The organism is Ruegeria sp. BB6 (genome assembly GCF_056539385.1).
This window is the reverse complement of the sequence record NZ_JBQFUW010000001.1, coordinates 725,985-747,579: the sequence shown is the minus strand read 5'-3', so window position 1 is coordinate 747,579 and position 21,595 is coordinate 725,985. Positions and strand designations below refer to the sequence as shown.

The following is a 21,595-nucleotide window of genomic DNA, read 5'->3' as shown; positions in this document are numbered from 1 at the left end:
GCATGACTTGGTGCGCGCTTGCGCTACTATCAGGGCATGCGCTGGATTGTTGCGGTATTAATGGTGATTTCAGGCGGGGTGGCGGCGCAGGAGCGGCGGCCGAGCCATTGCATCGCTATTGCCGATGCCGCGCCCGGCATCGCGTATCTGCACAGGGCGTCCTGGCAGGAGCCCGTACCGGATTTTTCCATTCGGATCAGCTATATCGCCCATGCTTCGTTTCTTATCCAGACACAGGGTGGGCTGAATGCCGTCACGGACTTTACCGGTTTCATTGGCGGCGCCGCTCTTATTCCTGATGTTGTGACCATGAACCATGCGCATAGCACGCATTGGACGGCCCATCCCGACCCGGCTATTCCACATGTTCTGCCGGGCTGGGGCGAGTTCGGGCAGGGGATCGAACATTATCTCGACTTGGGCGAGATGCTGGTGCGGAATGTCTCGACGGATATACGCTCGGCCTATAGCGGGGTTGAAGAACGCGGCAACTCGATTTTCGTATTCGAGGTGGAAGGGTTGTGCGTTGGCCACCTTGGTCATTTGCACCATGTCCCTTCGGACGAACAGTTCGCCGCGCTGGGGCGACTTGACGTGGTCATGGCCGCGGTGGACGGAGGCACAACTATGCCACTGCCAGAGATGATCCAGGTGTTAAAAAGGCTGAAAAGCTCGGTCATCATTCCGATGCATTGGTTTTCCAGTTTTTCACTGGATCGGTTTCTTTTGGATATTCGCGATGACTTCCCCGTGCGGCGGGATGGGGTGTCGGATATCACTGTGTCGTTGCGTACGCTTCCTGATCGGCCCACGGTTGTTGTTCTTGAGCCGCAATACCTGATCGATCTGGAATAGGGCTTGTGGCTGGGGCATGCCTTGGGCAATGAAAGCGTATGAGACTGAACCCGGCCGACGACATCTTTGAACGATCTGTTCGTGCTGCTTTGGGCGGCGATATTTTGCGTCCTGTGTCCGAGCGGTATGTCGAGGAACCCCGTGGGCGATATGACGGTCAGGTCGGATTGCTGGCTCTGCCCAAGTCTGTTGAAGACGTTTCAAAGCTGGTGCGGTTGGCCTCGGAAGCATGTGTGCCTGTTGTCCCTTATGGAGGTGGGACCGGGCTGGTTGGTGGTCAGGTGATGCCAGACGGCCCCGCGCCTTTGCTGATTTCGTTGGAGCGTATGTCGGCCATCCGCGCGGTTTACCCCGAAGAAAACGTCCTGATCGCTGAGGCTGGTGCTGTGTTGTCCGACGTCCAGACGGCAGCGGAAAAAGTCGACCGCCTGTTCCCTTTGTCCTTGGCTGCGCAGGGATCTTGCAGGATTGGCGGTAACCTTGCCACCAATGCGGGTGGCGTGAATGTGCTGCGCTATGGCAATGCGCGGGATCTGTGTCTGGGGCTGGAAGCGGTATTGCCCAGCGGGGAAATCTGGCGCGGCCTCAGTCGGTTGAGGAAAGATAACACGGGCTATGACTTGCGGAACTTGCTGATCGGGTCCGAGGGGACGTTGGGGATCATTACTGCGGCTTCGCTCAAGCTGTACGCGCAACCGGCCGATGTTGGCACTGCTTTGATGCAGGTGAATTCGCCCGAAGCAGCGATCGAGCTGCTGACGATTGCGCGGGATCAGATCGGCGATAGTGTAAGCGCGTTTGAGCTGATCCATCGGCAGGGTTTGCAATTCCTTTCGGAAGTTCTGCCCAGCGTCCGACAGCCATTTTCCGAGCAACCGGAGTGGTCTGTGTTGGTTGAGGTCGGTTTGTCGGCTGGACAGTCGTCAGCGGCTGCGCTGGAACAGCTTTTTCAGACGGCGGAAGAACGGAACCTGGTTGCGGACGCTGTCATCGCACAGAACGAGGCTCAACGCCAGGAATTATGGGCCGTTCGGGAACATATCCCCGAGGCGAACAGGTTGGTTGGGTCAGTGTCCAGCCATGACATTTCTGTCCCGATTTCCGAGATCCCAGAGTTTGTTCGGCAGGGGGCTCGCGTTGTTCAGGCGCTTGGTTCGTTTCGGATCAACTGCTTTGGGCATCTGGGCGACGGAAACTTGCACTACAACGTATTCCCTCCATCCGGGCGGAGCCGATCTGAGTCCGACGCGGTGCGGAGTGATATCAAGCGCGCTGTCCATGATCTTGTGCACGAATTCGGTGGCTCTGTCAGCGCTGAGCACGGAGTCGGGCGTCTAAAGGCGGGCGATCTGGAGCGATACGGCGATCCGGTCAAACTTGACGCGATGCGCTCGATCAAGGCGGCTCTTGACCCCAAGGGGATCATGAACCCCGGTGCTGTACTAAGAGGCTAGGAGCGGCCCGAGAGGATACGCGGGCCGCCCATCAGATTTTACGAAGCGGGCAGGATCACCTTGTCGATCACGTGGATCACGCCATTCGAGGTTTCAATGTCCGCCTGAACGACAGACGCGTCATTTACCATCACGCCGTTGTCCAGATCGATTGTGACCTCTCCGCCCTGAACTGTCGCGGCTGTCATATCGTCTGACAAGTCACCAGACATCACTTTGCCCGGCACAACATGGTAGGTCAGCACTGCGATAAGCTGGTCTTTGTTTTCGGGCTTCAGCAGAGTTTCAACGGTTCCCTCGGGCAAGGCTGCGAACGCTTCATCCGTTGGGGCAAAAACGGTGAACGGGCCTTCGCCCTTCAGGGTATCGACCAGTTCGGCGGCCTGAACCGCAGCGACGAGCGTTTCAAAGCTGCCTGCGCCAACGGCGGTATCCACGATGTCCTTGTTGCCGCCCGCGAAAGATGCTGAAGCGACCAGAGCGCCGGCTACACCGGCAATTGCAAGTTTGCGAAGCATTTCAAGAGTTCCCTTGTTGGAATGCCCTCATCGGCATCAAAAAGGGGTACGGCATTTCTGCTCAACGAGATCACCGCAATTGTCGGTTTTTTCGCGTTGAATGGTCTTTGGAATGCGCTAAGCCAGTGTGTTTCGGGAATTCCACTCACGTTTTTGTGAAAGATAGGCTGTTACAAACCTTCAAATTCACACAAGACGTGCACATCCATGTCCATGTCTTCCAGCACCTTGCGCCCTCCCAGCTCGGGCAGGTCGATGATGAATGAGCAGGAAATGATCTCGCCGCCCAGCCGTTCGATCAACTTAATTCCGGCTGCTGCGGTGCCGCCAGTGGCCAGTAGGTCGTCGACGACCAGAATTTTCTCGCCGGGCTGGATGGCATCGTCGTGAATTTCAACAATCGCCTCGCCATATTCCAGCTTGTAGTCCTGACTGATGGTGGTTCCGGGCAACTTGCCTTTTTTACGGATCGGAACAAAGCCGACGCTGAGCTGGTGTGCAATTGCTCCGCCAAGAATAAAACCGCGCGCCTCAAGTCCCACGACCTTGTCGATCCGTTCGCCTGCATAAGGGTGCAACATCTGGTCGATCGCCATGCGAAAGCCGCGCGGGTCTGCGAAAAGGGTCGTGACATCCCGGAACATGATCCCTTCGTGTGGGAAATCAACAATGGTTCGGATGTAGTCCTTGACCGACTTGTTTCTGGACATGATCAACCCCTTTGGCGTGAAAACACGCTGGGCTGTTTGGCCCATCAGGGTCAGTCATGCAAGGAAAGATTGCCGATGCTTTTCTACCGGCGTTTTGAAACGGCGTTTGGCAGGCCATAATAGCGATACAGCGCCGCAGGTAGCCAAGAAAGATGAGGCTTCCGCCAATTACGCTGATCCCGCAACAGAAACGCCTGGGCTGTATGAAGGTTCATTGCCATAATCCTTTTTTATTGTTAGGTGCTCGTTAATTACAACCTCTATGCTATGTATATACAATGCATCGCTTTTGGAATCAAGTGTTGGACGGGGACAAGGCGCGTGGGAAAGAAGGACGGTAAGGGGTCTACCAAGAAAAACAGTCAGTTGGTTTTGCGTCTGGACAAAGATGAGCGTGACGCTTTTGTCGAATTGTGCAAAGAACTGGACACCTCGGCCGCACGGGAAATACGGCGGTTCATTCGCAGTTTCATGAAGGAAAACGCAGAGGATTGACGGGTTAGGCCGGGCGCCGCAGGACTGCTGTTGCAACACCCATGCCGACAAGTGTCAGGCCTCCGAAACGGGTCATTCCCGAGATGACCTCGGCGCGCCCGATCATCAGTCGCAACCGATCGGCAAGCAGCGCGTAGGCCAGTGCATTTAGCCAGGCCAACCCAACAAATGTAGCAATCAGGATAGCGAACTGTGGTCCCAACGGGTCTGAGGGGCGCAGAAATTGCGGCACGAACGCGATGAAAAAGGCGATGGATTTGGGATTTAGCGCGGTAACGGCGGCGGCGTGGCCAAAGACACTGCGCGCAGTGACATCGCGCCCGGTTTCAACCGCCTTCAATCCCCCTGACGGAGCGCTACGCAAGAGTTTGATGCCAAGCCAGATCAAATAGGCAGCCCCCACCCATTTCAATACCGAGAACAAAGTGGCCGATGCCAGAACCAGTGCGCCCAAGCCCAAAAGCGAAGCTGTCATCGCAATCAAATCGCCGACCGCGACACCTGTGGCCGATGCGACAGCGACGCTGCGGCCTTTCGACAAAGCATAGCTGAGAACCAGAAGAACGGTTGGGCCAGGGATCAGTAGCAATGCAGTTGATGCGGCGACGAAAGCCAGCCAAAGGTCAATGGGCATCGAAAAAATCCGTCATTGTGTTTTCAGCACCTAGCCCCGGCTCGCGGGGCAAGGTCAAGACCTTCTTGGTAGCTGACCCGGGAGAAAGCGTGCTTACCGCTTGCTTTGCAAAGCACATCCCGGTGTGATCCTCGCGGTTTCAGAGAACCCGCCCGGCAACCGCATCCAGTTTGGCCAGTACCGCCGGATCCCGTTTTTCCGGTGCTGTAAGGATCGCGTATTCAAGCGCCCGATCGCAGCCATGCGGACACGGGGACCGGTCCGTGCCTAGCAGGTCGGGCAACTGCTTGACCAGCGCACGGCCTTTCTCGGCATTGCCGGTCAGCGTGGCTATGATGGCTGTCACATCGACCTCTCCGTGGTCGGGGTGCCAACTGTCATAGTCAGTGACCATGGCGATGGACGCATAGCAAATCTCGGCCTCACGAGCGAGCTTCGCTTCTGGCATATTGGTCATTCCGATCACATCGCAGCCCCACTGTTCGCGGTACATTTTGGATTCGGCAAGGGTCGAGAACTGCGGCCCTTCCATTGCCAGGTAAGTGCCTCCACGGTGAACGGTGATACCTGCGGCTTTGCCGGCAGTTTCGCAGGCATCCGACAGGCGCGGGCAGGTCGGATGGGCAACGCTGACATGGGCGACGCATCCGGTCCCAAAAAAGCTCTTGTCCCGTGCGAATGTCCGGTCGATGAACTGATCAACGATCACAAAATCGCCCGGTGCCATATGTTCGCGAAACGACCCGCAGGCCGAAACCGAGATCGCATCGGTTACGCCCAATCGTTTCAATGCATCGATATTCGCGCGATAAGGCACCTCGGTCGGGGAATGCACATGCCCTCTGCCGTGGCGTGGAAGGAATGCCATCTCAACGCCGTTCAGTGATCCTGTCAGGATTTGATCCGACGGTTCACCCCAAGGCGTTTCAACCGTGACCCATTCCGCATTCTGCAACCCGTCGATGTCGTAGATGCCTGATCCGCCGATGACGGCAATCTTGGTTTGGTTCACTGAATTTCTCCGATTATGGTGCGTGTTCAAGGATTTGTGCGCTCGGTCGCCAGATTTGGCAAGTAACAATGCCAGCAAGTTGGTGTTCAACAAGTTGCGTGCCCGGCGATGTCCCCTCCAAGGCGGTTTGTCGCGCAAAATAACACTCGGGGTATTGCACGAAAAGTCCAAGGTATGCGCAGATTGCATGGCAGCCTCCCGCCTGCTGCGGTGGCTCAGAGGCCGGATCACAGGTAGAAGACCCCTTTCGCGCGAACAGACCAATCTACAGGACCCACTCATGCCCCGAGCTATGCTGGCCAGCTTTGCCTCACGTATTGCGAAACCCGACCTGCGTTGGGTGCCGGACGAAGGGCTTACTGCCTCGCGTCTGCGGATTGAGCTTCTGTCGGGTCTGACAGTCGCCTTGGCGCTGGTCCCCGAAGCGGTCGCTTTTGCGTTTGTCGCAGGTGTTCACCCGCTGGTCGGTTTGTACGCGGCGTTTATGGTCGGTCTGATCACAGCGCTGATTGGTGGCAGGCCCGGTATGATCTCGGGCGCGACTGGCGCGCTGGCCGTTGTGATGGTGGCGCTGGTGGCAGAGCACGGCGTGGAATACCTGTTCGCAACCGTTGTACTAATGGGCATCCTTCAGGTGATAGCTGGGGCAATGCACTGGGGGCGTTTCATCCGGCTGGTGCCCCATCCCGTAATGTTGGGCTTTGTGAACGGCTTGGCGATTGTGATCTTTCTGGCTCAGTTGGGCCAGTTCAAAGTGCCCGGCACAATGGAAAATACGGGCCACGGAATGAACGGCGGTGAATGGCTGTCAGGAATGCAGCTATATACGATGCTTGGGCTAGTCGCGCTGACAATGGCCGTGATCTGGATCATGCCGCGCGTTACGCGCGTTGTCCCGGCGCCGCTGGCTGGAATCGTCGTCGTTGCCGCGCTTGTCATCGGCCTTGGCTTGGAGGTGCCGCGTGTGGGCGATCTGGCTTCGATCGAAGGCGGCCTTCCCGCATTCCACATCCCCATGGTGCCACTGAATTGGGCAACTTTTGAGATCATTCTGCCCTATGCCGTCATTCTGGCGGCCATTGGTTTGATCGAGTCTTTGTTGACCTTGAACCTGGTTGGCGAAATTACCGGCAAACGGGGAGGAGCATCGCAAGAATGTATCGCACAGGGCGTGGCGAATGTGACCACGGGGTTCTTTGGCGGTATGGGTGGTTGCGCCATGATCGGGCAGTCTATGATCAACGTTAAGTCTGGAGGCCGGACTCGCATCGCTGGTATCGCGGCCGCGCTGTTCCTGCTTGTGTTCATCCTGTTCGCCTCGCCCCTGATCGAGCAAATCCCGCTGGCGGCACTGGTCGGCGTGATGTTTATGGTCGTTATAGGAACCTTCGCGTGGAACTCGTTCAATATCATGTGCAAGGTGCCCCTTATGGACGCTTTTGTCATTGTCCTGGTTACAGTTGTAACTGTTATGGAGGACTTGGCAGTTGCTGTTGTCGTGGGCGTGATTGTTTCGGCGCTGGCCTATGCTTGGAACAACGCCAAACGCATCCATGCGATTACCCGCGAATCCGCTACAGAAAAGGGTGCGAAAGTCTACGAAATCCAGGGACCGTTGTTCTTTGGATCGTCAGATGGGTTCGTCGAATTGTTTGACGTTCCGAACGATCCGGAAACCGTAATTGTAGACTTTGCCGAAAGCCGTGTCGTGGATCAATCAGCGCTGCAAGCGATAGAAAATATTGCGGCTAAGTATGAAGCGGCAGGCAAGCGCGTCATGCTGCGTCACCTCAGTCGCGACTGCCACAAGCTGCTGAATAAGGCCGGTCACCTCATGATCGACAGTGACGATGACCCAGATTACGAGCTTGCCGTCGACTACTCAGTTCGTACCGGTGTTCTCGGCGGTCACTAAGTTTTGCGAGGCTCTGCCTCGCGCTCCGGGATATTTGGGGCCAGATGAAGCTGGGGATCCGTACTTCATCTGGCTGAAAATATCCCGGGGGAGTCACCCGAAGGGTGGCGGGGGCAGCGCCCCCTGCGCCATCAATCATCAGGTCGATTCAGCGAAAACAACTCGGTCACGACTGAATAGTCCCGATATCCAAGTCTGGCGAGCGGCTGGAACGTCGTTATGTCAAACTTACCGTCTTTCAAGCAATCGTCCCTGAGATGCACGCCGGTAACTTCTCCGAACACAACACGGTTGGACGCTCCTGGGAGGGTGACGATTTGCGTCAGTTTGCATTCAAGCGCTGCAGGTGCGTCCGCAACACGGGCGCAGGGGATCGTTTCGCATTCTATCGAGGCAAGACCCGCGTGCTCAAATTCGTCAACGTGTTTCGCGAGCCCTGCTGAACTGGCGTTCATTGCGTCCTTGTGCGCGTGGGCAACGACATTGACACAGAAGAACCCTGTTGCCTCGATATTGGCGACGCTATCTTTTCCGCTGTCCTGATCGTGCTTTGTGCCTGTCGTTGCGAACATGACCTGTGGGGGCGTGTAGGCGACCCCATTAAAGAACGAGTAGGGCGCAAGGTTGTTTATCCCGTCGACATCACGCGAAGAAATCCATCCGATGGGGCGGGGGGTGATGATAGCATTGAAGGGGTTGTGTGGCAGGCCGTGGCCATCTTCGGGGCGATAGAACATATGGTCTCCAAGCATTTGCCCAAGGCGTAACGAAGTGTTAGGCCAAATTCCAGCAAGGAAAAGAGGGCAGGCGTGCAGCAATTCGGGATCAGGCCGGAAGAGCCGGACGATTGGTGGGAGGTTGAGGCGCTTTATGACCTGTGTTTTGCGCCCGGCCGCGAGGCGCTGTCGTCTTATCGCCTGCGAGATGATGTTCCGCCGGTGTCCGGGTTGTCTTTGGTGGCACGCGACGCGCAGGGTATTCTGGCGGGGGCGATCCGGTTCTGGCCCGTTCATGTGGGAAGTGACGACGCGTTGCTGTTGGGACCGGTCGCAGTTCACCCAACCCATCAGGGTGAGGGGCTAGGCGGTTTCCTGATCCACGAGGGGTTGCAGGCCGGGCGCGACATGGGCTGGCAGCGGGTCATGTTGGTCGGAGATGCACCCTATTACGCGCGCTTTGGATTCTCGCGTCTGAATGGGGTGGAGATGCCTCCTCCTACCAACCCTGACCGCGTTCTGGGCGCGGAACTGGAGCCGGGTGTTTGGCGTGGTGTGATCGGTCCAGTTACACGTTGGACGCGGTGAGCTATTGAATCCGCAAGAGTAAGTTCCAATGTTTTTAGGGCAGGAGGGAACGTATGCAGGACGTGGTTCTTGTCGAAAAACTGGACGCCGAAGCCGAACTTGACCGCTTGGCCCGCTACTACAGGTCTGCCGGAGGGCCGGGTATCAAGCTGCTGAACAGTCTCGGGGGTTCGGCTGAATCCCTGTTGGAACAATTGCCGGCATCGGTCAGGCAAGGTTTGACAGGGGCAACCGAGCAGGCGCTGTGGATTGCAATGCACGCGGCGGAAAGCTCTCGCCGGGCTGTGCCGGATCAGCAGCCTTGGGTCAACACTGCGCTGACAACGGCGATGGGTGCGGCCGGAGGAATTGGCGGCGTCTCAACCGCTTTGATGGAGTTGCCAGCCACGACAACCATGTTGTTGCGCGCCATTCAGGGGGCTGCCGCGCAAGAGGGGTTCAACCCTTCTGAGGATGGAGTGAAATTCGACTGTGTCCGCGTATTGTCCGCTGCTCGTCCGTTGTCTTTTGACGATGGCGCGGATATTGGATTTTTCTCGGTACGGTTGACCCTGACGGGCCCCGCGATGCAGCGGTTGATCGCTGCCGTTGCGCCGAAACTATCCGTTGTCTTGGGGCAGAAACTGGCTGCGCAGTCTGTCCCTGTTCTGGGGGCGATTGCGGGTGGAGGGACAAATTTTGTCTACACCCGGTATTACCAACAGATCGCACGCGTCCATTTTGGCTTGCGGCGTTTGGCATTGGATGCCGATATTCCGCATGATGATCTGGTCCGAAAGCTGGCGGCCCGCATGTGAATTTCTCTAAGTTCTTGGAATAAAACGCTTCATGTGGCAGACTTGTTTCCACTTTCGGTCCGCTCGACGAAGTTACTCTATCCTGAATGTCATGAACGCCGGCGCGCGTGGCTTTCGCCGCAACAGGCCGCTGCTCGGGTTCATTCGCTTGATCTCGCCGAGTTTTTACGCAAAGTATCGCTTTTTGCGCACTGTCGCGGGTTCAACGGGCCTTGCTATTGGTTTGCGGGTCAGTATCTATTTGGCAATCGAACTCTGGACGGACCATGATTCAATACGCTTTGAAATGCAGCAAGGGGCACACCTTTGATAGCTGGTTTCAGTCGGCATCGGCTTACGACAAGCTGGCTGCTGTTGGTATGGTGACCTGTGCTGTTTGCGGCGATGCGCAGGTCGAAAAGGCGATCATGACCCCGCGCGTTCGCTCTGCCCGCAGTGTTGAGGCGCGGACCGAAACCACAGCGCCATCCGAAGAAGCCGTGAATATGGCAAGCCCAACCCCGGATGTTGAGCAGGTTTTGAGCGAGCTGCGGCGCAAGGTTGAGGAAAATTCGGACTATGTCGGCAAGGACTTTGCAAGCGAGGCTCGGAAAATGCATCTGGGGGACGCACCAGAGCGGTCGATCTATGGCGAGGCAAAGCCGGAAGAAGCCAAAGCCCTGATCGAAGATGGTGTGCCTGTCGCTCCGTTACCTTTCCTGCCTAGCCGGAAGACGAACTGATCATGCATATCGTGATTACCGGAGCCAATCGAGGGATCGGAAAAACACTCGCAGATCGGTATCTGGCGCAGGGCCACGACGTGACGGGTACCGCGCGGGATGGCAGCGCCGATGTCGTTCTGGATGTGACCGACACTGACCACCACGCGGCGATGTCCACGCAACTGGGCGATCGGCCCGTTGATCTTCTGATCTGCAATGCCGGTGTGTATCTGGACAAGGCGGAAGGTATTGAGGGCTATCCCGCCGGGATGTGGGCTCAGACCTTTGCGGCCAATGTGACTGGTGTTTTCCTGACCGTTCAGTCTCTGTTGCCCAATCTACGCGCGTCGCAGGGTAAAATAGCGATCATTTCCTCGCAAATGGCGTCGCATACGCACGCGCCGGGGGGTAGCTATATTTATCGCGCATCGAAGGCGGCTGCGCTTAATCTGGGTCGGAATCTGGCCGCAGACCTGCGTGGCGACGGGATCGCTGTGGGAATCTACCATCCGGGTTGGGTGCAGACAGATATGGGCGGAGCGGCGGCCGCCATTTCCGTGGACGAGGCCGCAGATGGCTTGATTGACCGTTTTTCAGCCCTGTCTCGGAACACGACGGGTTGTTTTGAAACCTATGACGGTCGGCCGCACGCGTATTAGTCACTCAACGCAGCTTTGGGCAGTTCGTAGACTTCGCCCGGTTCAACAAAGATGACCAGGATGTCGCCGCGTGTTTCATAGCTGAGCTTTGCGGTGGAATTTGTCGAATCCGGGATGCCGTTCGTAAAATAGATGTTGCGCACCTGACCGTTCTGCATGCCCACGGCCAGCGTTGCGCCGCCATCGTCCCGCCGCCTGAGCTCGGCGTTGCAGCTACGCAGGGCGTCGCCTGCAACGGTCGCGCAAGGGATGGTGCCCAACGAATTCTTGCCATCGGTTCCGGCCAGCGTGGTTTCCTGTGCCAGAGCGGGCGTTGAAAGGACAGCTAAAGCGAGGATGAAACGTGACATGGGAAACCTCTTGAGAAATCTGATGCAGGCAAGCTGACACCCCCGTGATCCGATGTAAAGCGATCCAACGCAAGCACCTAAACGGTTTTGGACACTTGCCCTTGGGGTCCCCCTGACATAAGACGCACGAAACCTGAATTCCAAGGCGCGGAGACACCAGCCCCCATGCCCGTACTCGTGATGAAATTCGGCGGCACTTCGGTCGCCAACCTTGACCGTATCCGCCGCGCGGCGAAACGCATCGGCGTTGAAGTGGCCAAGGGATATGATGTGATTGTCATCGTGTCGGCCATGTCGGGCAAAACCAACGAATTGGTTGGCTGGGTGAATGAGACGTCTCCGCTGTTCGATGCGCGCGAATATGATGCCGTCGTGTCTTCGGGTGAGAATGTGACCGCCGGTCTGATGGCCCTGACGTTGCAAGAGATGGATATCCCTGCACGCAGTTGGCAGGGCTGGCAGGTGCCGCTGATGACAACCAGCGCCCACAGTCAGGCCCGGATCGAGGAAATCCCGACCGAGAACCTGACCCAGAAGTTCGATGAGGGTATGAAGGTCGCCGTCGTCGCCGGGTTCCAGGGAATCAGCCCCGAAGGGCGTATCACCACGCTGGGTCGGGGTGGGTCGGACACCACCGCTGTGGCCTTTGCTGCGGCGTTTGGGGCCGAACGCTGCGATATCTATACCGATGTGGACGGCGTCTATACCACCGACCCGCGCATCTGTGAAAAGGCGCGCAAGCTGGACCGGATTTCGTTCGAGGAAATGCTCGAACTGGCCTCGCTGGGGGCCAAGGTGCTGCAGACCCGCTCGGTCGAGCTGGCGATGCGCTATAAGGTGAAACTGCGCGTTCTCTCAAGTTTTGAAGAACAATCCGACGAGGCCGGTACACTGGTCGTCGATGAGGAGGATATCATGGAATCCAATGTTGTGGCCGGTGTTGCCTATTCCCGTGACGAAGCGAAGATGACCGTCGTATCCGTGGCGGACCGTCCCGGTATCGCCTCGACCATCTTTACCGCGCTCAGCGATGAGGGCGTAAATGTGGACATGATCGTTCAGAACATCTCGGACGAAGGGCGCACGGACATGACGTTCTCGTGCCCAACCGATCAGGTGGCGCGTGCGGAAAAGGCTTTGTTGGCGATCAAGGACGCTGGTGAGCTGAACTACGCTGAACTGGTTGCGGATGAAGACGTCTGCAAGGTCTCGGTCGTGGGGATCGGGATGCGGTCGCAATCCGGTGTGGCGGCAAAAATGTTCAAGATTCTCTCGGATGAGGGGATCAACATTAAGGTCATTACAACCTCTGAGATCAAAATTTCCGTGCTTGTGGACAGGAAATACATGGAACTTGCGGTTCAGGCACTGCATGATGCCTTTGAACTGGACAAGGCGGCCTGAGCATTTCAGCCAAGGTCTCGCCTGACGCACTAATCTGGGTGGGCCATGGCGGACGGCACCGAAACAGAATCCCGCAAGCTGCTGAGGCGGCTGCGCGAAGAAATGGCGAGCGAGGCCGCCGGTCAGGAACGTCTTGACCGGATAACGCACCTGATTGCTGATAGCATTCAGGCTGAGGTGTGCTCGATCTACCTGTTCCGCGATGAGGATACGCTCGAACTGTGCGCCACAGAGGGCTTGTCGCCCGAAGCGGTTCACAAGACTCGGATGCGTATGGGCGAAGGTCTGGTCGGTCGTGTGGCCAAGTCGGGTCAAGTGGTCAATACAGCGGATGCGCCCTCGGCTAAGGGGTTCCGGTACATGCCGGAAACTGGCGAAGAGCGGTTTTCGTCTTTTCTGGGCGTGCCGATCCAGCGTCTGGGCGAAAAACTGGGTGTTCTGGTTGTGCAGTCCCGTGATGCACGGGAATACTCTGCTGACGAGGTCTATGCACTTGAAGTTGTCGCGATGGTTCTGGCTGAAATGGCCGAGCTGGGTGCGTTCGTGGGTGAAGGTGCCGCGTTGTCGCCGCGCCACCAGCAATCTGTGCAGCTTATGGGAGGCCCGGCGCAGGAAGGGTCTGCCGAAGGGCATGTCTGGCTGCATGAACCGCGCGTCGTGGTCACGAACCCGATCGCAGATGATCCCCACCGGGAACGCGAGCGCCTGACCGAAGCGGTGGATGAGCTGCGCGTAGGCGTCGACAAGATGCTTGAGATTTCCAAGGACGGTGACACTGAACAGCTACAGGTCTTGGAAGCCTACCGGATGTTCGCCAACTCAAAAGGTTGGATGCGCCGGATGGAGGAGGACATCGCTCGCGGCCTGAGTGCCGAAGCAGCAGTTGAAAAGGAACAGTCGCAGGCGCGTGCGCGGATGGGGCAGGTCACCGATCCTTACCTGCGCGAGAGGCTGGCCGATCTGGACGACCTCAGCAACCGCTTGCTGCGTATTCTCACCGGGCAGGGCAGTACAAACGGGGCGGACCTACCACCCGATCCGATCCTGATTGCGCGTAACATCGGCCCCGGTGATCTGTTGGAATATGGCCGATCTCTGAAGGGGATCGTGCTGGAGGAAGGATCAGTCGGCAGCCATGCGACGATCGTGGCTCGCGCACTGGCGATTCCGCTGGTGGTGCATGTCGGTCGGATCACGACCGAGGCGCTGAACGGCGATCATATTCTTGTGGACGGGGATCAGGGCGCCGTTCATCTGCGGCCCGAAGACACGGTCGTCAGCGCATTTCGTGACAAGATCGCGATGCAGGCCAAGGCGCAGGAACGATATGCCTCGATCCGGGATACCCCGACGGTCACGCGGGATGGTGAACGCATCAATCTTGTGATGAATGCCGGCCTCATGGCGGACTTGCCTTCGCTGGGAAATTCCGGGGCCGAGGGCGTGGGCCTGTTCCGAACCGAGTTGCAATTCCTGATCCGAAACCAAATGCCCAAACGGTCGGAACTTGTTACGCAATATCAACGCGTTCTGGACGCAGCAGGGGAAAAGCGTGTGGTGTTCCGAACGCTGGATATCGGCTCGGACAAGGTTCTGCCCTACATGAAGCACGTGGAAGAGCCCAATCCTGCATTGGGGTGGCGTGCGATCCGGGTGGGACTGGACAAGCGCGGTGTGATGCGGATGCAGTTGCAAGCCCTGATGCGCGCGGCCAACGGTCGGCCCCTGACGCTAATGTTCCCGTTTGTGGCGCAGGCGGATGAGTTCCGCGAAGCGCGGTGGGAAGTCAACAAGACGATCGAGCGCGAAAAGCGTCTGGGGCATGTCCTGCCCGAAAAGATCGAAGTGGGCGCAATGCTTGAAACTCCGTCATTGGCTTTCGCTCCGCAGAAGTTCTTTGACGAAGTGGACTTCGTTTCCATTGGGGGCAACGACTTAAAGCAGTTCTTCTTTGCCGCTGACCGAGAAAATGAACTGGTGCGCCGTAGGTACGATACTCTGAACGTCAGTTTCCTCAGTTTCATCGAACGTATTGTCGAGCGCTGCAACATTTCCAATACACCACTTAGCTTTTGCGGTGAGGATGCGGGACGCCCGGTCGAAGCGCTGTGCCTTGCTGCAATGGGTATCAGGTCGCTATCTATGCGTCCGGCGTCAATCGGGCCGGTCAAAACGGTTCTGTTGCGTGCGGATTTGCAATCGTTGCGCAAGATCATTGCAGATGCACGCCACAGAGGAGAGCAATCCGTTCGGCCATCGGTCATGGAGTGGTTGCGAAATCAGGGGTGATGGTCTGATCCGGGCTTGCTTTCTGCGTCTGCATTCCCTATTCAGACCGCAAATGTTAGCGATAACATGACCCGCATCATGCATGCTGTGCGTAGACGATGTTATGATGTTCGGGTCAGATTTGAAGGAGCCTGCAGATGGTTTCACGCGTAATTCCGGTAAATCCGTTCGACCTGGTGTTGTTCGGTGCAACGGGTGATCTGGCGCAGCGTAAGATTTTGCCGGGCCTCTATCACCGGTTTGAAGTAGGCCAAATGCCCGAAGACGCCCGTATCATCGGCACAGCCCGGTCGGACATAGACAGTGATGCTTTCCGAGAGCAGATTCGCGCGTCGATGAAGAATTATGCGCCCGAGTTTAAAGCGGACGTATTGGACCGGTTCCTCAGCCGGGTCGACTATGTCCCCGTTGATGCGCTGGGTGATTCAGGTTGGGTGGATCTTGCGGACACATTGCGCCCCGACGTGGTGCGCGCGTTCTATCTGTCTGTGGGGCCCAGCCTGTTTTCCGGCATTGCGCAGCGGTTGAATGATAACGGACTGGCAACACCAGACAGCCGAATTGTGGTGGAAAAACCGTTCGGACATGATCTGGATTCTGCCAAGGCGCTGAACGAAGGGTTGCGCGCCTGTTTTGAAGAACATCAGATTTATCGCATCGACCACTATCTGGGCAAGGAAACGGTCCAGAACCTCATGGCTCTGCGCTTTGCCAATTCTCTGTTCGAGCCGCTCTGGAACTCGACCCATGTTGACCACGTGCAGATCACGGTCGCAGAAACCGTCGGCGTAGAGGGGCGCGGGGCCTATTACGATCAGTCCGGCGCGATGCGCGATATGGTGCAGAACCACCTTGTCCAGTTGTTGTGTCTGACCGCGATGGAGCCTCCGTCCAAGTTTTCCCCCAATGCGGTACGAGACGAAAAGGTCAAGGTTATCGAGGCGTTGGAACCCGTGGACCCCTCGGATATCGCGCGCGGCCAATACCGCACCGACAAGGGAGGGGACGGCTATCTGGATCACGTCGGCAACCCGGCCAGCCGGACCGAAAGCTATATCGCGCTGAAGGTGCATCTTGGCAATTGGCGCTGGGCCGGAGTGCCGTTTTATCTGCGAACCGGTAAGCGTCTGCGTGCGCGCGAATCCGAAATCGCTGTGTTCTTCCGTGATCCGCCGCATACGATTTTCCCCAATGTCGGCCCTTTGCGTGGCAACGTGCTGGTCATACGGTTGCAGCCGGACGAAGGCATCACGTTGCGCACCACCATCAAAGACCCCGGTCCCGGTGGGTTCCGCCTGTCAGATGTGTCGCTGGATATGAGCTTTGCCGAAGCGCTGGGCACGGACGCGCGTGCTCAGGACGCGTATGAGAGGCTGGTGATGGACGTGATCCGGGGTGATCAAACCCTGTTCATGCGCGGGGATGAGGCCGAGGCTGCATGGGCTTGGGTCGATCCTATCATTCAGGGGTGGGAAGATCGGGGCGACCGTCCGTCCAAATATGATCAGGGCAGTTCCGGGCCCGAAGAAGCATTGATGCTGATGCATCGCGATGGACGCCGCTGGCGTCAGATCGGAGGGTAATCATGGTACATTCCGTCATCACCGACGTCACCCGGCGCATCGTCGACCGCAGCGCCGATCTGCGCGGCCCGCATCTTGAGCGGATGGAGCAGGCCAAATCCAAAGGGCCAGCCCGTGGGCACCTGTCGTGCAGCGGTCAGGCTCATGCCTATGCCGGGGCAGGTGAAGATCAGCAACCCATGGCAACTGGAACGGCTGGCAATCTGGGCATCGTCACCGCCTATAATGACATGCTTTCGGCGCATCAGCCGTTTGAACGCTACCCGGCGCTGATCCGTGATGCGATCCGCGCGGCGGGTGGAACGGCGCAGGTTGCGGGCGGCGTTCCCGCCATGTGCGATGGCGTCACGCAGGGCGAAGCGGGGATGGAACTGTCGCTGTTCTCGCGCGATGTGATTGCGTTGGCCACCGGTGTCGCGCTGAGCCACAACACGTATGACGCCGCCGTGTTTCTTGGGGTGTGCGACAAGATCGTGCCGGGGCTGGTTATCGGCGCACAGGCGTTCGGTCATCTGCCGGCGGTCTTCCTGCCTGCCGGCCCCATGACAAGTGGCCTGCCGAACGACGAAAAAGCCAAGGTTCGTCAGCAGTTTGCCGCCGGAGAAGTCGGCCGCGACGAATTGATGAAGGCGGAAATGGCCGCCTATCACGGGCCGGGCACCTGTACCTTCTATGGCACCGCCAATACGAACCAGATGTTGATGGAGTTCATGGGCCTGCACCTTCCTGGCTCTAGCTTTATCAACCCGAACACGCCCTTGCGCGATGCACTGACCGAGGAAGGAGCACGCCGCGCCCTGTCGCTCAGCGCGTTGGGGAATCACTATACGCCTGTGTGCCAAATTCTGGACGAACGCGCCTTTGTGAACGGCATTGTCGGGTTGATGGCGACCGGAGGGTCCACGAACCTGCTGATCCACCTGATCGCCATGGCGCGTGCCGGAGGTATCGTTTTGGATTGGGAGGACTTCTCGGACATCTCCGCCGTGGTCCCGCTGGTCGCGCGGGTCTATCCAAATGGTCTGGCTGATGTGAACCATTTCCACGCAGCGGGGGGCCTAGGCTACTGCATCGGCACGTTGCTCGAAGATGGCCTGCTGCATCCCGATACGCTGACGGTCGCTGGTCAGGGGCTGCACAACTATACCAAAGAACCCAAGCTGAAAGAGGGTGAACTGGTCTGGGAAGAAGGCGCCGGGCACAGCCTGAACGAAAAGATCGTGCGCCCGGCCAAGGATCCGTTCCAGCCCACGGGTGGCTTGTCGCGCCTGACCGGAAATCTGGGCACCGCCGTCATGAAGGTGTCCGCCGTCGCGCCCGAGCATCAGGTGGTTGAAGCTCCGGTACGTGTCTTCCACGATCAGGAGGAGGTCAAGGCAGCTTTCAAGGCCGGAGAGTTCACGGATGACGTTATCGTTGTTGTCCGCTTTCAGGGACCGAAAGCCAACGGGATGCCTGAACTGCACTCACTAACACCAATGCTTTCGATCCTTCAGGGCAGGGGGCAAAAGGTGGCTTTGGTGACCGATGGCCGGATGTCCGGGGCTTCGGGCAAAGTCCCCGCTGCGATCCATGTCGTGCCCGAGGCGCTCGATCGCGGCCCAATCGCCTGTTTACAGGATGGCGACATCCTGCGTGTTGATGCGGTCAGCGGAGAGTTGGAGATCATGACTCCGGGCGTACTTGACCGCGCCCCGGCAACCGCAGACCTTTCGGCAAACCAGCACGGCGTCGGCCGCGACCTCTTTGGTGCGTTCCGCCAGAATGTCGGGTCCGCCGACACTGGTGCCAGTATTTTCGGAGTTTAACTCATGTCCAAAACCCAACGCACCCGCGAGATTTGTGCGCTTGCCCCAATCGTTCCGGTGCTGGTCATCGACGATGCCAAAGATGCGCGCCCTCTGGCCGAAGCGCTTGTCGCTGGTGGGCTTCCCGCGCTGGAAGTCACGCTGCGGACGCCTGCCGCGCTGGACGCAATCCGTGCAATGTCTCAGGTGCCCGGTGGTGTCGTCGGGGCCGGAACACTGGTGACCCCCGATGATGTCCGTGCTGCGAAAGAGGCCGGCGCGCAATTCGGCGTTTCTCCGGGCGCGACCGACGCATTGATCGCAGCGTGCGAAGCCGCAGACCTGCCCCTGTTGCCCGGCGCGGCCACGGCAAGCGAGGCGATGCGCTTGTTGGAGCAGGGCTATGACATGCTCAAGTTCTTTCCTGCCGAGGCTTCGGGCGGTGCGCCCGCCCTCAAAGCGATTGGCGCTCCACTACCGCAGATCACGTTCTGCCCAACCGGAGGCGTATCGCCTGCGAACGCCCGCGATTACCTATCATTGTCCAACGTCGTCTGCGCTGGTGGCAGCTGGGTTGCGCCAAAGCAGATGGTTTTGGATCAGGATTGGGCTGGCATCGAAACCCTTGCACGCGAGGCGTCCAAGCTGATGGATTGACGCTGCCCGGCCACACGTTAGGGTGAGGCCAATTCTAACAGGTTGATCCCATGAAAAATCTCAATTCTCTCGCGCAGGGCCGCGAGTATTTGGCTATTCCCGGCCCGTCGGTAATACCTGACGCCGTTTTGCAAGCGATGCACCGCCCGTCGCCCAATATCTACGATGGCGAGCTGATCGAGATGATGCCCGCCCTGACGCGAGATTTGCGTCGCGTGGCGCGGACAGACCATCACGTTGCCATCTATATCGCCAACGGCCACGGCACATGGGAGGCCGCACTCTCAAACGTTATCGCGCCGGGCGAACTGGTACTGGCCCCGGCCTCGGGCCGCTTTACACATGGCTGGGCAGAGATGGCCGAAGGAATCGGTGCCAGAACCCAGTTGGTTGATTTCGGAACATCCTCAGCCTGGGATTTTGATCGCATCTCTGACGCACTGCGCGCAGATAAAGCACGAGAAATCAAGGCGGTGCTCGCCGTGCATGTGGATACCTCAAGCTCAATCCGAAACGATATCCCGGCCCTTCGCGCACTGTTGGACGATCTGGATCACCCGGCCCTCCTGATGGCAGATTGTATTGCCTCGTTGGGATGCGACAGATTTGAAATGGACGCTTGGGGCGTCGATGTGATGGTCACGGCATGCCAGAAGGGATTGATGACCCCTGCAGGAGTTGGTTTTGTTTTCTTCAACGAAAAGGCGCAGGCCAAACGCGCCAACATGCAACGGGTTTCGCAGTATTGGGACTGGCAACCGCGCGTAAATCCGGACCTGTTCTACCAGTATTTCAACGGAACGGCCCCGACGCACCATTTGTACGGTTTGCGGACGGCGCTCGACATGATCCACTCCGAAGGGATCGAGCAGGTCTGGGCACGCCACGAACGTCTTGCAACGGCAATCTGGGCGGCCTGCGACACCTGGGCCGAAGGTGGCGCACTGCAACTTAACGTAGCAGACCGCAATCATCGCAGCCATGCCGTCACCGCTTTGCGTCTGACCGGCGGGAAGGGGACCTTGCTGCGCGAATACACCGAGTCTCGACTGGGCCTTACGCTAGGCATCGGACTTGGGATGGAGGACTGGGACAGCTGTTTCCGGCTCGGCCATATGGGGCACATCAACGGTCAGATGGTTATGGCTATGTTGGGCGGGATGGAAACCGCTATGGCTGCGCTTGATATCCCGCGCGGCAAGGGGGCGTTGGAAGCCGCCGCAGCTGCCTTGGCCACCTGACACTTTTCCCCTGCGCGGATCCGCCCTTCATCTGGCTGAAAATATCCTCGGGGGAATCGCGCGTCAGCGCGATGGGGGCAGACAGCCCCCGTTTCGCTTGCCACAAAACAAAACGTCACTTTGTTTGGGCACCGGCCTCTGCCAGTGCCTTTGGCAAAGCTGCCGCAAATGCATCCAGATCGGCAACCTCTCCGCAGCTTATCCGAATACACCTGTTCTGTGGGGCGGCGAAAGGCATCCGTACAAAAACACCCTGTGCCACCAGGCTGTCCAGAACGGCTTTGGCAAACACCCCATCCCGACCACAATTTACGGCAACGAAATTCGTGGCCGATGGTAATGGCTCCAGCCCGTTTTCACGTGCAATCATTTCGATCCGACCACGGGCCTCTGCAATCTTATGCTGGACCCTTTCCAACCATCCGGTGTCTTGCAGAGCCGCCAGCGCACCGGCCTGCGCAGCACGGTTCATTCCGAAATGGTTACGCACCTTGTTGAAAGCTGAAATCAATCCGGGCGCTCCGATTGCATACCCAACGCGCGCGCCTGCCATGCCATAAACCTTTGAAAACGTTCGCATCCGAACAATGCGCGGGTCATCCGCCGAGACCGGGGCGGCAGTGCCCTCAGGAGCGCATTCGACATAGGCTTCGTCCAGGACCAGAAGACATCCATCCGGTAAGGAGTTCATGGCTGCAACAATATGCGCGCCCGAATGCCAACTGCCCATAGGGTTGTCCGGGTTGGCCAGATAAACCAGCTTGGCGTCCACTTCGGCGGCTTTGGCGAAAAGCGCGGCCGGGTCTTCATGGTCGTCGCGATAGGGGACTTTGTGCAGCACCCCTCCGAACCCTGCAACGTGGTAGTTGAACGTGGGGTAAGCTCCGTCCGAGGTCACGACGGCATCTCCCGGCTCGACCAGCAGTCGCACCAGATACCCAAGCAGCCCATCGATCCCTTCACCCACGACAATGTTTTCGGCGCGTACGTTGTGGTGTTCGGCGAGAGCGTTTCGCAGGTCGTGGTTTTCGGGGTCTCCGTACATCCAGATTTCGGTATTCGCCATTGCCTCAATCGCGCGCGGCGAAGGTCCAAAAACGCTTTCATTTGCGCCAAGCCGCGCGACAAACGGCGTACCCCGCTCTCGTTCCTGGGTTTCAGGGCCAACGAACGGAACGGTTGCGGGCAGGGATGTGGCAAGAGGGGTGTAGCGTGGGTCTGTCATAT

21 protein-coding genes are annotated in these 21,595 nt (G+C 58.2%); 14 read left to right on the top strand and 7 right to left on the bottom strand.

Annotation, left to right across the window (positions count from 1 at the left end):
* The first annotated feature begins 36 nt into the window (after positions 1–36).
* Both ACR0B7_RS03670 and ACR0B7_RS03665 read left to right on the top strand, forming a co-directional pair.
* Positions 37–855: an MBL fold metallo-hydrolase gene (locus tag ACR0B7_RS03670; protein WP_170576704.1), complete on the top strand. Its 819-nt coding sequence runs from the start codon at positions 37–39 to the stop codon at positions 853–855.
* 38 nt (positions 856–893) lie between these two features.
* Entirely contained in the window at positions 894–2,309 is a 1,416-nt protein-coding gene (locus ACR0B7_RS03665) for an FAD-binding oxidoreductase (RefSeq protein ID WP_170576692.1), read from the top strand.
* 38 nt (positions 2,310–2,347) lie between these two features.
* Here ACR0B7_RS03665 and ACR0B7_RS03660 read toward each other — a convergent pair whose 3' ends face one another.
* Both ACR0B7_RS03660 and ACR0B7_RS03655 read right to left on the bottom strand, forming a co-directional pair.
* The gene (locus ACR0B7_RS03660) at positions 2,348–2,827 is read right to left on the bottom strand and encodes a fasciclin domain-containing protein (protein WP_170386378.1); all 480 of its coding nucleotides are present in this window, start codon (positions 2,825–2,827) and stop codon (positions 2,348–2,350) included.
* A gap of 170 nt (positions 2,828–2,997) precedes the next feature.
* Positions 2,998–3,537 (bottom strand): adenine phosphoribosyltransferase, encoded by a 540-nt coding sequence (locus ACR0B7_RS03655; RefSeq protein ID WP_170386381.1) that lies wholly within the window; start codon positions 3,535–3,537, stop codon positions 2,998–3,000.
* 321 nt (positions 3,538–3,858) lie between these two features.
* Here ACR0B7_RS03655 and ACR0B7_RS03650 point away from each other — a divergent pair, with 321 nt between their 5' ends.
* Positions 3,859–4,032: a hypothetical protein gene (locus ACR0B7_RS03650; protein ID WP_170386384.1), complete on the top strand. Its 174-nt coding sequence runs from the start codon at positions 3,859–3,861 to the stop codon at positions 4,030–4,032.
* A gap of 4 nt (positions 4,033–4,036) precedes the next feature.
* On the opposite strand, the gene ACR0B7_RS03645 is transcribed toward ACR0B7_RS03650, so the two are convergent.
* Positions 4,037–4,666, bottom strand: a complete 630-nt coding sequence (locus ACR0B7_RS03645; protein WP_170484577.1) for a LysE family translocator — start codon at positions 4,664–4,666, stop codon at positions 4,037–4,039.
* A 139-nt stretch (positions 4,667–4,805) separates the two neighbouring features.
* On the bottom strand, positions 4,806–5,678 hold the full coding sequence (locus tag ACR0B7_RS03640; protein WP_170386391.1) for an S-methyl-5'-thioadenosine phosphorylase: 873 nt from the start codon (positions 5,676–5,678) through the stop codon (positions 4,806–4,808).
* Positions 5,679–5,958: 280 nt separating this feature from the next.
* Between ACR0B7_RS03640 and ACR0B7_RS03635 the strand changes: the two genes are divergently transcribed.
* Complete coding sequence (locus tag ACR0B7_RS03635; protein WP_170576691.1) at positions 5,959–7,593, top strand: SulP family inorganic anion transporter; 1,635 nt, start codon at positions 5,959–5,961, stop codon at positions 7,591–7,593.
* Between the two features lie 131 nt (positions 7,594–7,724).
* On the opposite strand, the gene ACR0B7_RS03630 is transcribed toward ACR0B7_RS03635, so the two are convergent.
* Positions 7,725–8,330: a flavin reductase family protein gene (locus ACR0B7_RS03630; RefSeq protein ID WP_170484581.1), complete on the bottom strand. Its 606-nt coding sequence runs from the start codon at positions 8,328–8,330 to the stop codon at positions 7,725–7,727.
* A gap of 72 nt (positions 8,331–8,402) precedes the next feature.
* Between ACR0B7_RS03630 and ACR0B7_RS03625 the strand changes: the two genes are divergently transcribed.
* The 4 genes from ACR0B7_RS03625 (at position 8,403) to ACR0B7_RS03610 (ending at position 11,057) form a co-directional block, all read left to right on the top strand.
* On the top strand, positions 8,403–8,897 hold the full coding sequence (locus ACR0B7_RS03625; RefSeq protein ID WP_170570081.1) for a GNAT family N-acetyltransferase: 495 nt from the start codon (positions 8,403–8,405) through the stop codon (positions 8,895–8,897).
* 53 nt (positions 8,898–8,950) lie between these two features.
* Positions 8,951–9,694, top strand: coding sequence for an EcsC family protein (locus ACR0B7_RS03620; protein WP_170484585.1), 744 nt, complete (start codon positions 8,951–8,953; stop codon positions 9,692–9,694).
* A 266-nt stretch (positions 9,695–9,960) separates the two neighbouring features.
* On the top strand, positions 9,961–10,416 hold the full coding sequence (locus ACR0B7_RS03615) for a DUF1178 family protein (RefSeq protein ID WP_170576690.1): 456 nt from the start codon (positions 9,961–9,963) through the stop codon (positions 10,414–10,416).
* Between the two features lie 2 nt (positions 10,417–10,418).
* Positions 10,419–11,057: an SDR family NAD(P)-dependent oxidoreductase gene (locus tag ACR0B7_RS03610; protein WP_170484589.1), complete on the top strand. Its 639-nt coding sequence runs from the start codon at positions 10,419–10,421 to the stop codon at positions 11,055–11,057.
* On the opposite strand, the gene ACR0B7_RS03605 is transcribed toward ACR0B7_RS03610, so the two are convergent.
* Entirely contained in the window at positions 11,054–11,407 is a 354-nt protein-coding gene (locus tag ACR0B7_RS03605; RefSeq protein ID WP_170414376.1) for a hypothetical protein, read from the bottom strand. The two genes, ACR0B7_RS03610 and ACR0B7_RS03605, sit on opposite strands and share 4 nt — an antisense overlap.
* A gap of 165 nt (positions 11,408–11,572) precedes the next feature.
* Between ACR0B7_RS03605 and ACR0B7_RS03600 the strand changes: the two genes are divergently transcribed.
* The 6 genes from ACR0B7_RS03600 to ACR0B7_RS03575 all read left to right on the top strand — a co-directional run bounded on the left by ACR0B7_RS03600 (position 11,573) and on the right by ACR0B7_RS03575 (position 20,368).
* Complete coding sequence (locus tag ACR0B7_RS03600) at positions 11,573–12,811, top strand: aspartate kinase (RefSeq protein WP_170386410.1); 1,239 nt, start codon at positions 11,573–11,575, stop codon at positions 12,809–12,811.
* Positions 12,812–12,856: 45 nt separating this feature from the next.
* A complete protein-coding gene (gene ptsP, locus ACR0B7_RS03595) occupies positions 12,857–15,100 on the top strand; it encodes a phosphoenolpyruvate--protein phosphotransferase (RefSeq protein WP_170570087.1) in 2,244 nt (747 codons plus the stop codon).
* Positions 15,101–15,237: 137 nt separating this feature from the next.
* Complete coding sequence (gene zwf / locus ACR0B7_RS03590) at positions 15,238–16,683, top strand: glucose-6-phosphate dehydrogenase (protein ID WP_170484593.1); 1,446 nt, start codon at positions 15,238–15,240, stop codon at positions 16,681–16,683.
* A gap of 2 nt (positions 16,684–16,685) precedes the next feature.
* Positions 16,686–18,491: a phosphogluconate dehydratase gene (edd, locus tag ACR0B7_RS03585; protein WP_480680923.1), complete on the top strand. Its 1,806-nt coding sequence runs from the start codon at positions 16,686–16,688 to the stop codon at positions 18,489–18,491.
* A gap of 3 nt (positions 18,492–18,494) precedes the next feature.
* On the top strand, positions 18,495–19,127 hold the full coding sequence (locus ACR0B7_RS03580; protein ID WP_170484595.1) for a bifunctional 4-hydroxy-2-oxoglutarate aldolase/2-dehydro-3-deoxy-phosphogluconate aldolase: 633 nt from the start codon (positions 18,495–18,497) through the stop codon (positions 19,125–19,127).
* Positions 19,128–19,177: 50 nt separating this feature from the next.
* On the top strand, positions 19,178–20,368 hold the full coding sequence (locus ACR0B7_RS03575; RefSeq protein WP_170484597.1) for an aminotransferase class V-fold PLP-dependent enzyme: 1,191 nt from the start codon (positions 19,178–19,180) through the stop codon (positions 20,366–20,368).
* A 115-nt stretch (positions 20,369–20,483) separates the two neighbouring features.
* On the opposite strand, the gene ACR0B7_RS03570 is transcribed toward ACR0B7_RS03575, so the two are convergent.
* A complete protein-coding gene (locus ACR0B7_RS03570; RefSeq protein ID WP_170484599.1) occupies positions 20,484–21,593 on the bottom strand; it encodes a pyridoxal phosphate-dependent aminotransferase in 1,110 nt (369 codons plus the stop codon).
* Positions 21,594–21,595 lie beyond the last annotated feature (2 nt).

Bases quoted from the DNA above. Each gene is read 5' to 3' on its own strand.
- ACR0B7_RS03670 (WP_170576704.1), top strand. From the start codon at position 37: ATGCGCTGGATTGTTGCGGTATTAATGGTGATTTCAGGCGGGGTGGCG.
- ACR0B7_RS03665 (WP_170576692.1), top strand. From the start codon at position 894: ATGAGACTGAACCCGGCCGACGACATCTTTGAACGATCTGTTCGTGCT.
- ACR0B7_RS03660 (WP_170386378.1), bottom strand. From the start codon at position 2,827: ATGCTTCGCAAACTTGCAATTGCCGGTGTAGCCGGCGCTCTGGTCGCT.
- ACR0B7_RS03655 (WP_170386381.1), bottom strand. From the start codon at position 3,537: ATGTCCAGAAACAAGTCGGTCAAGGACTACATCCGAACCATTGTTGAT.
- ACR0B7_RS03645 (WP_170484577.1), bottom strand. From the start codon at position 4,666: ATGCCCATTGACCTTTGGCTGGCTTTCGTCGCCGCATCAACTGCATTG.
- ACR0B7_RS03635 (WP_170576691.1), top strand. From the start codon at position 5,959: ATGCCCCGAGCTATGCTGGCCAGCTTTGCCTCACGTATTGCGAAACCC.
- ACR0B7_RS03630 (WP_170484581.1), bottom strand. From the start codon at position 8,330: ATGTTCTATCGCCCCGAAGATGGCCACGGCCTGCCACACAACCCCTTC.
- ACR0B7_RS03620 (WP_170484585.1), top strand. From the start codon at position 8,951: ATGCAGGACGTGGTTCTTGTCGAAAAACTGGACGCCGAAGCCGAACTT.
- ACR0B7_RS03615 (WP_170576690.1), top strand. From the start codon at position 9,961: ATGATTCAATACGCTTTGAAATGCAGCAAGGGGCACACCTTTGATAGC.
- ACR0B7_RS03610 (WP_170484589.1), top strand. From the start codon at position 10,419: ATGCATATCGTGATTACCGGAGCCAATCGAGGGATCGGAAAAACACTC.
- ACR0B7_RS03605 (WP_170414376.1), bottom strand. From the start codon at position 11,407: ATGTCACGTTTCATCCTCGCTTTAGCTGTCCTTTCAACGCCCGCTCTG.
- ACR0B7_RS03600 (WP_170386410.1), top strand. From the start codon at position 11,573: ATGCCCGTACTCGTGATGAAATTCGGCGGCACTTCGGTCGCCAACCTT.
- ptsP (WP_170570087.1), top strand. From the start codon at position 12,857: ATGGCGGACGGCACCGAAACAGAATCCCGCAAGCTGCTGAGGCGGCTG.
- zwf (WP_170484593.1), top strand. From the start codon at position 15,238: ATGGTTTCACGCGTAATTCCGGTAAATCCGTTCGACCTGGTGTTGTTC.
- edd (WP_480680923.1), top strand. From the start codon at position 16,686: ATGGTACATTCCGTCATCACCGACGTCACCCGGCGCATCGTCGACCGC.
- ACR0B7_RS03580 (WP_170484595.1), top strand. From the start codon at position 18,495: ATGTCCAAAACCCAACGCACCCGCGAGATTTGTGCGCTTGCCCCAATC.
- ACR0B7_RS03575 (WP_170484597.1), top strand. From the start codon at position 19,178: ATGAAAAATCTCAATTCTCTCGCGCAGGGCCGCGAGTATTTGGCTATT.
- ACR0B7_RS03570 (WP_170484599.1), bottom strand. From the start codon at position 21,593: ATGACAGACCCACGCTACACCCCTCTTGCCACATCCCTGCCCGCAACC.